Origin of the sequence: Bradyrhizobium sp. LB8.2 (genome assembly GCF_040548035.1) — a bacterium.
In the GTDB taxonomy this organism is placed as follows: domain Bacteria; phylum Pseudomonadota; class Alphaproteobacteria; order Rhizobiales; family Xanthobacteraceae; genus Bradyrhizobium.
Genome location: NZ_JBEPQV010000011.1, coordinates 22,978 through 34,860, shown reverse-complemented (window position 1 = coordinate 34,860; position 11,883 = coordinate 22,978). Strand labels below are relative to the sequence as shown.

Annotated in this window: 10 protein-coding genes; 3 read left to right on the top strand and 7 right to left on the bottom strand. The window is 63.9% G+C overall.

Annotated features, from left to right (window positions below):
• Nucleotides 1-33 precede the first annotated feature (33 nt).
• A complete protein-coding gene (locus tag ABIB06_RS15660) occupies nt 34-537 on the top strand; it encodes an RNA pyrophosphohydrolase (protein ID WP_247339447.1) in 504 nt (167 codons plus the stop codon).
• A 63-nt stretch (nt 538-600) separates the two neighbouring features.
• Complete coding sequence (locus ABIB06_RS15655; protein ID WP_354049749.1) at nt 601-1,101, top strand: RNA pyrophosphohydrolase; 501 nt, start codon at nt 601-603, stop codon at nt 1,099-1,101.
• Nucleotides 1,102-1,356: 255 nt separating this feature from the next.
• Here ABIB06_RS15655 and ABIB06_RS15650 read toward each other — a convergent pair whose 3' ends face one another.
• From ABIB06_RS15650 to ABIB06_RS15625, 6 genes are all read right to left on the bottom strand, one after another.
• Nucleotides 1,357-2,925 (bottom strand): adenylate/guanylate cyclase domain-containing protein, encoded by a 1,569-nt coding sequence (locus ABIB06_RS15650; protein ID WP_354049750.1) that lies wholly within the window; start codon nt 2,923-2,925, stop codon nt 1,357-1,359.
• 150 nt (nt 2,926-3,075) lie between these two features.
• Nucleotides 3,076-3,483, bottom strand: a complete 408-nt coding sequence (locus ABIB06_RS15645) for a F0F1 ATP synthase subunit epsilon (protein WP_247339445.1) — start codon at nt 3,481-3,483, stop codon at nt 3,076-3,078.
• Between the two features lie 86 nt (nt 3,484-3,569).
• A complete protein-coding gene (gene atpD, locus ABIB06_RS15640; protein ID WP_247339443.1) occupies nt 3,570-5,012 on the bottom strand; it encodes a F0F1 ATP synthase subunit beta in 1,443 nt (480 codons plus the stop codon).
• Nucleotides 5,013-5,066: 54 nt separating this feature from the next.
• Nucleotides 5,067-5,942, bottom strand: a complete 876-nt coding sequence (locus ABIB06_RS15635; protein WP_354049751.1) for a F0F1 ATP synthase subunit gamma — start codon at nt 5,940-5,942, stop codon at nt 5,067-5,069.
• A gap of 154 nt (nt 5,943-6,096) precedes the next feature.
• Entirely contained in the window at nt 6,097-7,626 is a 1,530-nt protein-coding gene (atpA, locus tag ABIB06_RS15630; RefSeq protein ID WP_247339437.1) for a F0F1 ATP synthase subunit alpha, read from the bottom strand.
• Nucleotides 7,626-8,186, bottom strand: coding sequence for a F0F1 ATP synthase subunit delta (locus tag ABIB06_RS15625; RefSeq protein WP_247339434.1), 561 nt, complete (start codon nt 8,184-8,186; stop codon nt 7,626-7,628). Before ABIB06_RS15625 ends, atpA begins: the two co-directional genes overlap by 1 nt.
• A 636-nt stretch (nt 8,187-8,822) precedes the next feature.
• On the opposite strand from ABIB06_RS15625, the gene ABIB06_RS15620 reads away from it, so the two are divergent.
• A complete protein-coding gene (locus ABIB06_RS15620) occupies nt 8,823-9,332 on the top strand; it encodes a septal ring lytic transglycosylase RlpA family protein (protein WP_247339432.1) in 510 nt (169 codons plus the stop codon).
• Between the two features lie 234 nt (nt 9,333-9,566).
• On the opposite strand, the gene ABIB06_RS15615 is transcribed toward ABIB06_RS15620, so the two are convergent.
• Nucleotides 9,567-11,777 carry a primosomal protein N' gene (locus ABIB06_RS15615; protein WP_354049752.1) on the bottom strand — a complete coding sequence of 737 codons (2,211 nt, stop codon included), beginning with the start codon at nt 11,775-11,777 and terminating at the stop codon, nt 9,567-9,569.
• Between the last annotated feature and the right edge of the window lie 106 nt (nt 11,778-11,883).

The following is an 11,883-nucleotide window of genomic DNA, read 5'->3' as shown; positions in this document are numbered from 1 at the left end:
GCCTTACCGACAGCATGCGAGAGGCCTGGCGGAATGGCGCGTTACGAGGATCTGCCCTACCGGACCTGCGTCGGCGTGATGCTGATCAACAAGCAAGGCCTGGTGTTCATCGGCCGCCGCGCCGGCGGCATCGAGCATGTCGACGACACCCATGTCTGGCAGATGCCGCAGGGCGGCGTCGATCCCGGCGAGGACAATTGGGACGCCGCCAGGCGCGAGCTCTACGAGGAGACCAGCGTGCGCTCGGTCGAGCGGCTCGGCGAGGTTCCGGACTGGCTCACTTACGACATTCCACGCACTGTTGCGGGCCGCGCGTGGAAGGGTCGCTATCGCGGCCAGCGCCAGAAATGGTTCGCGGTCCGCTTCACCGGCAAGGACAGCGAGATCAACGTCGAAAAGCCCGGCGGCGGCCACAAGGCCGAGTTCGTGAACTGGCGCTGGGAGCCGATGAAGAACCTGACCGGGTTGATCGTCCCGTTCAAGCGCCCGGTCTATGAGCGCGTAGTGAAGGAATTTTCCGCGCTGGCGGAGGATTAGTTCAAGTCGCCATTCCAGGTTGATGCTAATGCAACGCCTGGAATGACGACGAGAGATCCGCACGTGACCGATCAAAAGCCTTATCGCCCCAACGTGGGTATCGCGCTGTTCAATGCCGACGGCCGGGTGCTGATCGGGCATCGCTTCAAGGGCGACGGACCCGAGATCATCCTGCCGGGCCTCGATTGGCAAATGCCGCAAGGCGGTGTCGACGAGGGCGAGGATCTGCGCGATGCGGCGCTGCGCGAGCTCTGGGAAGAGACCAGCGTCAAGAGCGCAGCCTATCTCGGCGAGACCGACTGGCTGACTTACGAATTCCCGCCTTACGATGGACCGCAGACGCATCGGCTGGCGAAATTCCGCGGGCAACGCCAAAAATGGTTCGCCCTGCGCTTCACCGGCAAGGATGACGAGATCGATCCGTTGACACCGCGCAACGACCAGCCCGCGGAGTTCGACGCCTGGCGCTGGGAGCGGCTCGACCGTGTCCCCGATGTCGTGGTCCCGTTCCGCCGCGAGGTCTACCGCGCGGTCGCGCAGCAGTTTGCGCCCTTCACAAACTAAAAACGTTAGAACAAGCCGGTGTCGTTGCAGAGCGCATTCCAGCGCTTAGGACGGGCATGGATGACCGCACCACCAGCCACGGGCTCGCTCAGCCTCTCCCGCTTGCGGGAGAGGTCGGCCCGAAGTGCCGGGTGAGGGCTTTCTCCGTTTAGGGACTGTCTCTTTGTAGATGCACCCTCTCCCCAGCCCTCCCCCGCGAGCGAGCGAGGGAGCGCGTCTCGCAAGCGTCAACGATCGGGCCTAATCAGCACACGCCTAATTCACCGGTCCCACCGTAAACGGGCCGATCGCGATCACGTGGCAATCGCTGTCGCGCCTGGCGCAGTCGGCGAGCGCGGAATTGACGGCGGTCTGCTCGTCCGCGGCCTTCAGGCCGACGCCCGGCCGGCCCGCGGTGCCGACCGCGACTGCGTTCCAGCCCATGCCATCGGCGAGCTTGCGCACGACCTCGTCGCGCGCATCTGTGGCGATCGAGGCATTGGCCGCCGCATGGAAGAAGCCGGTGATCCTGAGCAGGGTCGGGATCGGCACGACGAAATTCTCGTCGACCGCAACGACCATGCAGGCGACGCCGGCGATCGCGCCGCACGATTCCACGGAGCGCCGCGCAGCATCGTCGGCGGATGATGCGCCCATCACCATGAAATATTGACCGCCCGGGCCGAGCGCGACCGAGCGGGATTTCGCCGCGGGGACGAACATGTTCTCGAGCCGGACTTTTGCGGGATCGCGCACCATCGGAAAGTCCTTTGGGACGAAGGCGCGCTCGGTCATTGGATCGTGCCGGATAAAGGGCTGCGGCGGCATCGGCGGCTTGCCGTGCGTGTAGACGACATTGTTGCCGACCGCATAGAGCTCGCAGGGCCGCGGCGACTGCGCGGCATCCGCCCGCTTCTGACACTGATCGAGCGCGGCGTTGCGCGCGGCTTCCTCGTTCGGCTGATTGAGCGCGGAGCCGGTGACGCCGCCGACGTTCAGCGCAAAGGCCTTGTAGTCGCCGGCGGCGGAATATTCGCCACCGAGGTAGCCGCGGATGCGCTCGCCGATGAAGGGCACGCTGTCGGCAGGAAACTTGCCGACCATCGGCGAGGCGGATGGTGCCGGCATGGGCATCGGGCTTGATGCAGGGCCTGGCGCGATCGCTGCGATGGCCGACACCTTGTTGGTCTCGAGCTTGGTGAAATAGAGAAAGCCGCCGACAGCAATCGCGACGACGGAGACGACACCGACCACCAGCGGCCACATCCAATTCAGCGCGGGCGCTACTTTCGCCACCTTCTTGATCTGCGGCGTTGCGTAACTGCCGTCCACGCGCCGCATCGCCACCATGTAGGCGTGCACGGGCGTCGGGATGTTCTTAACCTCCTGCGCGCCGATATCGGCGAATTGCACCGACAGCTTGTTGGCGACCTGCTCGTGTACGGCGCGGGAGACGCAGATGCCACCGACCTCGGCGAGGCCCTCGAGCCGGGCGGCGATATTGACGCCATCACCGAGCAGATCGCCGTCGCGCTCAACCACGTCGCCGATGGTGATGCCGATGCGGAACGACATCTGCCGGCTCGGCGGATAGGCCATGTTGCGGGTTCGCAGGGATTCCTGGATGTCGATCGCGCAGCGCACCGCATCGACGGCGCTTGGAAATTCCGCGAGCACGGCGTCGCCTGCCGTGTTGAAGATGCGTCCGCCGGCCTTCGCGATGAAATCGTCGACGACCTCACGATAGGAGGCCATACGCCGCAGCGTCTCCTCCTCGTCTTCCGCGACCAGCCTTGAGTAACCGGCAATATCGGCCGCGAAAATCGCTGCGATCTTGCGTTTCATCTGCTGCCCGCCCCGGAACAAAATTCGCCAGCGCAGAATGCCGCTATCGGTGGCGCGGTGCAACAAAGTTTCAGCGCCCGCCACTTCCGTGACGAGCGCTGAACTTGTTCAGGAATTTGTAGCTTGAGCCCCGGTGCGATGCGCCGGGGCTTAGTGCATAGCCGTGCTGTTGAGCTGCTGCTGGATGCTCTTGAAATGGTCGAGCCGCGCGATGGCCTGATCGAGCTCGCTGCCTTCGTGCTCCTTCAAACCTTCTTCCATCTCCGAGACGGTCGCGGCGAACTGGGCACGGTCGAGCTCGGCCAGCGACGTCGCGACGTCGGCGAGCACGGTGAGGCCCTTTTCGGAGACTTCGGCGAGACCGCCGAGCACGATGATCTTCTCGTGCTTGCCGCCGGTGGTGATGGTGAGAATGCCGGGCCGGATCGCAGCCACGACCGGCGCATGTCCCGCCAGCACGCCGAAGTCACCCTCGACGCCGGGGATGTCGACCTGGTCGACCTCACCCGAGAATGCGAGCTTTTCCGGCGAGACGAGATCGAAGTGGAAGGTGGCCATGGGAAACCTGCGAATGGTGAGTAGCGAATAGCGAATGGAGCGGGAGCAGCGAGACCATTCGCTACTCCCTACTCGCCGTTCGCAGCTTAGGCCGCCTCAGCCGCCAGCTTCTTGCCCTTCTCGAGCGCCTCTTCGATGGTGCCGACCATGTAGAAGGCGGCTTCCGGGAGGTGGTCATACTTGCCTTCGCAGAGACCGCGGAAGCCCTTGATGGTGTCCGCGAGGTCGACGAACTTGCCGGGCGCGCCGGTGAAAATTTCGGCGACGTGGAACGGCTGCGACAGGAAACGCTCGATCTTGCGGGCGCGGGCCACCGTCAGCTTGTCCTCTTCCGAAAGCTCGTCCATGCCGAGGATGGCGATGATGTCCTGGAGCGACTTGTAGCGCTGCAGCACCTGCTGGACCATGCGCGCGGTCGTATAGTGCTCTTCGCCGACAATATTCGCCTGCAGCATGCGCGAGGTCGAGTCGAGCGGATCGACCGCCGGATAGATGCCCTTTTCCGAGATCGCACGGTTCAGCACCGTGGTGGCGTCCAAATGCGCGAACGACGTCGCCGGCGCCGGGTCGGTCAAGTCGTCGGCCGGCACGTAGATCGCCTGCACCGAGGTGATCGAGCCCTTGTTTGTGGTGGTGATGCGCTCCTGCAGCGCGCCCATGTCGGTTGCCAACGTCGGCTGATAGCCCACGGCGCTGGGAATACGGCCGAGCAGCGCCGACACTTCCGAGCCTGCCTGAGTGAAGCGGAAAATATTGTCGATGAAGAACAGCACGTCCTGGCCCTGGTCGCGGAAGTGCTCGGCGACTGTCAGGCCGGACAGCGCGACGCGCATGCGGGCACCGGGCGGCTCGTTCATCTGGCCGAACACCAGCGCGCATTTCGACTTCACGCTCGGGTCGGGATTGTGCGGGTCGGCGTTGACCTTGGATTCGATGAACTCGTGATAGAGGTCGTTGCCTTCGCGGGTGCGCTCGCCGACGCCGGCGAACACCGAATTGCCGCCGTGCGCTTTGGCGACGTTGTTGATCAGCTCCTGAATGAGCACGGTCTTACCGACGCCTGCGCCGCCGAACAGGCCGATCTTGCCGCCCTTGGCGTAAGGCGCGAGCAAGTCGACGACCTTGATGCCGGTGACGAGAATCTCGGCCTCGGTGGCCTGGTCGGTGTAGGTCGGCGCTTCCTGGTGGATGGCGCGCTTGCCTTCGGACGGGATCGGGCCCGCTTCGTCGATCGGCTCGCCGATGACGTTCATGATGCGGCCGAGCGTGCCGGCGCCCACCGGAACCTCGATCGGTTGGCCGGTGTCGGTCACTTCCTGGCCGCGCACCAGACCTTCGGTCACGTCCATCGCGATCGTGCGCACGGTGGACTCACCGAGATGCTGCGCGACTTCCAACACGAGGCGGATGCTGCCGTTCCTGGTTTCCAGCGAATTGAGAATGGCCGGCAGGTGGCCCTCGAACTGAACGTCGACGACGGCGCCCATGACCTGGGTGACGCGACCGACCTGGTTAGCTGCTGTGGCCATGATTAGCTCTCCTTCGAAATTCTTTACTTGAACGACCGTCGTTTGGTTCGTGCGTCAGACCGCCTCGGCGCCGGAGATGATCTCGATCAGCTCCTTGGTGATCTGGGCTTGACGGGTTCGGTTATAGATCTGGGTTTGCTTGCGGATCATTTCGCCGGCATTGCGGGTGGCATTGTCCATCGAGCTCATCTGCGCGCCGTAGAACGAAGCGTTGTTTTCCAGGAGCGCGCGGAAGATCTGCACGGCGATATTGCGCGGCAACAGGCCGGAGAGAAGTTCGTCCTCCTCCGGCTCGTAGTCGTAGGACGTCGACGGCGCGTTCGCCGCCTTTGCTTCCACAGTCAGCGGAATGATCTGCTGCGCGGTCGGGATTTGCGCAATCACCGACTTGAACTGCGAGTAGAACAGCGTGCAGACGTCGAACTCGCCGGCGTCGAAACGCGCCAGAACCTTCTTCGCGATGTCCTCGGCGTTGACGAAGCCGAGCTGGCGAACGCTGCGCAGGTCGAGGTGCTCGACGATCTGCTTGTCGAACAGGCGACGGAGCTGCTCATAACCCTTGCGGCCGACGCAGAAGAATTTGACTTCCTTGCCCTGCGCAATCAGCGCCTGCGCGCGCTCGCGCGCGAGGCGCACGATCGAGGAGTTGAAAGCGCCGGACAGGCCGCGCTCGCCGGTGCAGACCAGCAGCAGGTGAATCTGGTCCTTGCCGGTGCCGGCCAGCAGCGTCGGCGCGCCGGGCGAACCCGCAGCGGCGCTGGCGATGTTGGAGATTACCGCGCTCATCTTGTCGGCATAGGGCCGCGCCGCCTCGGCCGCTTGCTGGGCGCGGCGCAATCTGGACGCGGCGACCATCTGCATGGCCTTGGTGATCTTCTGCGTCGCCTTGGTCGAGGCGATGCGAACCCGCATGTCTTTAAGTGAGGCCATTCTTCGTTCACCCCGACGGTTCGATCTCTTGCGATCAGACCGTTAGCCTGTCCCTGTCGTCATGCCCGGGCTAGTCCCGGGCATTCACGTCTTCGCCGCCATGCGATGAGGCACGGACGGCCGGGACAAGAAGCCCGGCCATGCGACGGCTATCTTATGCAAAGCTCTTGGCGAAGCCTTCGACCACCGACTTCAGCTTGGCAGCACTGTCGTCGGAGAGATCGCGGCTGTCGCGGATCGCATTGAGGATCTCGACGTTCTTGCCGCGCAGCAACGACAACAGGCCGTCCTCGAACGCGCGCACCTTGTTGACCGGGAGCGGATCGAGATAGCCGTTGGTGCCGGCCCAGATCACGCAGACCTGCTCTTCCATCTTCAGCGGCGCGAACTGCGGCTGCTTCAGGAGCTCGGTCAGGCGCGAACCACGGTTGAGCAGGCGCTGGGTCGAGGCGTCGAGGTCGGAGCCGAACTGCGCGAACGCCGCCATTTCGCGGTACTGCGCGAGCTCGCCCTTGATCTTGCCGGCGACCTTCTTGGTGGCCTTGGTCTGCGCCGAGGAGCCGACGCGCGACACCGACAGACCGACGTTCACGGCAGGACGGATGCCCTGGAAGAACAGATCGGTTTCCAGGAAGATCTGGCCGTCGGTGATCGAGATGACGTTGGTCGGAATGTAGGCCGACACGTCGTTGGCCTGGGTTTCGATGACCGGCAGCGCCGTCAGCGAGCCGGAGCCCTGGTCCTTGTTCAGCTTCGCCGCGCGCTCGAGCAGGCGGGAGTGCAGATAGAACACGTCACCAGGATAGGCTTCGCGGCCCGGCGGGCGGCGCAGCAGCAGCGACATCTGGCGGTAGGCGACGGCCTGCTTGGACAGATCGTCATAGATGATGACGGCGTGCATGCCGTTGTCGCGGAAGTACTCGCCCATGGTGCAGCCGGTGAACGGCGCGATGTACTGCATCGGCGCCGGATCGGAGGCGGTGGCGGCGACGATGATCGAGTATTCGAGCGCGCCCTGCTCTTCCAGCACCTTCACGAACTGGGCAACGGTCGAACGCTTCTGGCCGATCGCGACATAGACGCAATACAGCTTGATGTTCTCGTCCGGCTGCGCGTTGAGCGGCTTCTGGTTGAGGATGGTGTCGAGCGCGATCGCGGTCTTGCCGGTCTGACGGTCGCCGATGATCAGCTCGCGCTGGCCGCGGCCGATCGGGATCAGGGCGTCGATCGCCTTGAGGCCGGTCGCCATCGGCTCGTTCACCGACTTGCGCGGAATGATGCCGGGCGCCTTGACGTCGACGCGCATGCGCTTGTCGGCCTGGATCGGGCCCTTGCCGTCGATCGGGTTGCCGAGCGCGTCGACGACGCGGCCGAGCAGGCCCTTGCCGACCGGCGCGTCCACGATGGCGCGGGTGCGCTTGACGGTCTGGCCTTCCTTGATCTCACGGTCGGCGCCGAAAATAACGATACCGACGTTGTCGGTTTCGAGGTTCAGCGCCATGCCGCGGGTGCCGTTCTCGAACTCGACCATTTCACCGGCCTGGACGTTGTCCAGACCGAAGACGCGAGCGATACCGTCACCGACGGACAGCACCTGTCCGACTTCGGAGACTTCAGCTTCCTGGCCGAAATTCTTGATCTGGTCCTTGAGGATCGCGGAAATTTCCGCGGCGCGGATGTCCATCAGCCTGCCTCTTTCATCGCGTGCTTGATCGAATTGAGTTTGGTGCGAAGCGAACTATCGATCATACGGCTGCCAAGCTTGACCACGAGGCCACCGATGATCGAGGGGTCGACCTTCACGTTGAGCGCGACGTCCTTGCCGGTCACCGACTTCAGGGCAACCTTGAGGGCGTCGAGATTCTTGTTCGAGAGCGCTTCCGCCACGGTGACGTCGGCCGTTACCTCGCCCTTGAACCTGGCGACGAGGGCGCGGTAGGCGCGGATGACGTCAGCCACCGCGAACAGGCGGCGGTTGGCGGTCAGAACCTTGAGGAAATTGGCGGAGATGCCGGCGATGCCGGCCTTGTCCAGCACGGCCGAGAGGGCCCTGGACTGCGTTTCGGCCGCAAACACCGGGCTGCGGACGAGGCGCGTCAGATCGGCGCTTTCGTTCAGCAAGCCCTCGAATTTGTCGAGATCGGCTTTGACCTCGTCGACCACTTTCTGGTCGCGGGCCAGTTCAAACAAGGCCGTTGCATAACGACCCGACACACCGGAAACGGACGTATCTTCTGCAGCCACAGACGCGCTCTTTTTGCTGTCAAACTCGCAAGGGAAAAACCGTCGCCACAAAGCGGCGCCAAGCGATCCAAGCCCTTGGAATTCAAGCGGGACTTCGATTTTCGACCCCGCACGGTACGTGCCGGGCTCGTTAAAATCGCGGCTTTGCTAACATAGCAGGCGCGCACGTGCAACATGACGCCAAATTAAAGGCACGACGTTCTTTCGCCAGTCCGTCGCAGTCCAAGACGACGCAACGACGACTTGCCACCTGACGGAATTGTCGCGCGCTTGGCGCCGATGCCCGCCCATTTGTTCCTGCCCTGAGCGCATAGCGGCCATGAACACGGATCGCTGAGGCGTGATTCCTGCCCCGCCGGCTTCACTCGCCGAATACTTACCCAATTCTGAACACTGAAAGCGATGACTTCCGTTTACAGTATTTCTAAGTAATTGGCAGGTTAACAAAACATTAAAATCAAAGGTTACGGGACATCAGCTGAATACCGGTCGACAGTAACAAGATGTTTCATGAGGACATAGAACGGATTTACTGCCCAATTCACGCCTCATTAGGAATCGAAACGCCATCCCGCTCACAAACTTACGAGGGCTCCACTTGCCTCATATGTGGCAATACTAGCTTAGGACCATTAAATGCTGTCTTTGAAGATGCTGGGCTCTGTGACCCGGCCGCGTACGGCGATCGCTTTCGTTGCCGCAACACTCCTCGTCGGTGGAACTGCCACCGAAGCTTCCGCAAAATCCCGGCATCACCATCGGTATTCTCACCATCATCACCGCCACCACGCCGAAAACGATGCCAGCACGACCTCCGACTGGCGCAGCGCCAATGCGTCGATGACGCCGTCGTCGGGCACGGGCCGCAGCTTCTCCGGCATGGCTTCGTTCTACGGCAACGAGTCCGGCAGCAAGACCGCCTCGGGCCAGCGCTTCAACCAGAACGCCATGACCGCGGCGCACCGTTCGCTGCCGTTCGGCACCAAGCTGCGCGTCACCCATGGCGGCTCGAGCGTCATCGTCACCATCAACGACCGTGGACCGTTCATTCGCGGCCGTGTCCTTGACCTCTCCACGGGCGCTGCCCGGGCCATCGGCCTCACCGGTGCCGGCGTCGGCCGCGTCACGGCGGAAGTCGTCTCCTAGGGCGCGACAGCGCCTCACCGCACAAGTGCAGTTCCCGTCATCGTCCGCATGGACGTGTGAGCAGCGGGATCAGCGCGGGTGAAACAAGCCCGCCGTCTTGGGGGACGGCGGGCTTGTTTTATCCCTTTTGTCATTGCGAGGAGCGCAGCGACGAAGCAATCCAGACGGCTTCCGTGGAGAGAATCTGGATTGCTTCGCTGCGCTCGCAATGACGGGGAGAGAGTTTTGTAGTCCCTATAAAAAGCTCTGCGGATCGACGTCGACTTCGAGCTTTTGATTGCCTTTCGGCTTCGGGCACACGGCAAGCCAGTTGCGCAAATAATCCGACAGGTCGAAGCCGCGCGCCGATTTCACCAGGATGCGGAAGCGGTAGCGGCCTTTGATGACCGCGAGCGGGGCTTCCGCCGGGCCCAGCACCACCACGCGCTCGTCGCGCGGCGCGAGCGCCACGAGACGGCGGCCAAATCCTTCGGCGCTCGGTCGGTCGCCGGCGGAAATGATCAGGCTCGCGAGCCGCCCGAACGGCGGATAGAGCGTGCGCTCGCGCAAGTCGATCTCGCTGTCGTAGAAGGCCTCGCGGTCGCAGGCGATCAGCGCCTTCATCACGGGATGGTCGGGCTGGTGGGTCTGCAGATAGCCGACGCCGCGACCCTGCTCGCGCCCGGCGCGGCCGATCACCTGGTTGAGCAATTGCCAGGTGCGTTCCGACGCACGCGGATCGCCATTGGACAGGCCGAGATCCGCATCGACCACGCCGACGAGATTGAGCCGCGGGAAATTGTGGCCCTTGGCGACGAGCTGCGTGCCGATAATGATGTCGACGCGACCCTCCGCGATGTCATTCAGTTCGGAGCGCATCGTCTCGATCGAGGTGATGAGATCGCTCGACAGCACCATGGTGCGCGCTTCCGGGAATAGCGCGGCCGCCTCTTCCTGCAAGCGCTCGACGCCGGGCCCGACCGCGACCAGCGATTCCTCCGCCGAACAATGCGGGCAGGTTTGCGGACGCGGCATCGAGAAGCCGCAATGGTGACAGACGAGCCGCTGGCGAAAGCGGTGATCGACCAGCCAGGCATCGCAGATGGTGCACGCGAAGCGATGACCGCAGGCGCGGCACAGCGTCAGCGGCGCATAGCCGCGGCGATTGAGGAACAGCAGCGCCTGCTCGCGCTTTTCGATCGCGATTTTGATCTCGGAAGCGAGTCGCGGCGAGATGAAGCGGCCGCGCGCCGGCGGCTCGCGGCGCATGTCGATGGCCTCGATATGCGGCATGTGCTGACCGCCGAAGCGCGACGGCAGCGCGATGCGCTGATAGCGGTTCTTGCGCGCATTGACCTCGGATTCGACCGACGGCGTCGCCGAGGCCAGCACGATCGGGACCTTTGCGATATGCGCGCGCACCACCGCCATGTCGCGCGCGTGATAATGGACGCCCTCGTCCTGCTTGTAGGCCTGGTCGTGCTCTTCATCGACGACGATGAGGCCGAGATTGCCGTAAGGGAGAAACAGCGCCGAGCGCGCGCCGACCACGACCGGCGCGCTGCCCTCGGAGATCGCCGCCCAATTGCGCGCGCGGGTGCGCGGCGTCAGCTCCGAATGCCATTCCAAGGGGCGCACGCCAAAACGCTGCGCGAAGCGGTGGAGGAACTGGCCGGTCAGCGCGATCTCCGGCATCAGGATCAGCGACTGTCTTCCGCGGCGGATCGCCTCGGCCACGGCTTCGAAGTAAACCTCGGTCTTGCCCGAGCCGGTGACACCGTCGAGCAGCGCGACGTGGAAGGTGCCGTTGGCCGCGAGCGCGCGCATCGTATCGACAGCAATGCACTGGAGCTGTGTGAAATCCGGCCGGCTGAAATCCGGATCGGGGGCCGGCGGCGGCGGAGGCGGCGGCATCGGCTCGACCGTCAGCGTGCCTTCGTCGACGAGGCCGTCGATCACGCCGGCCGAAACGCCGGCTTCTTTGGCGGCTTCCGATTTGCTGTGCAGCAGCCGGTCCGACAGCACCTCGATCAGGCGCTGCCGCGCCGGCGTTAGCCGCCGCGGGGAATCACCGACCAGGCGCACGCCGGCGCGCACCCGCTCTGGGCCGAGGTTCTCGCCCATTCGCAGGCACATGCGCAGCACCATGCCGCGCGGGCTCAGCGTGTAATTGGCGACCCAATCGACCACGGAACGCAGCTCGGGCTTCAACGGCGGGATGTCGAGCTTTTCGCTGACCTCCTTGAGACGGTTGTGCAGGCGCGGATCCGGATTGGCGTTTTCGGCCCAGACCACCGCGATCACCTCGCGCGGGCCGAGCGGCACGCCGACGAGATCGCCCGCCCTCAGCTCCATCCCGCGCGGCACCTTGTAGGAATAGGTCTGGTCGAGCGCGACCGGCACCAGCACGTCGACCATGCGGGTCGCGTTGGCGGGGGCGGTCTGGCTGCGCGACGAATGATCCATGAGGGAGAATCGGAACCTGGGGGCCTTGAAGCTAACGCCTGGGGGAGGCCTTAGCGAACAGTAAACGGGTGTGATGCGATATACTGAGTGGAATCATTACGTCCAG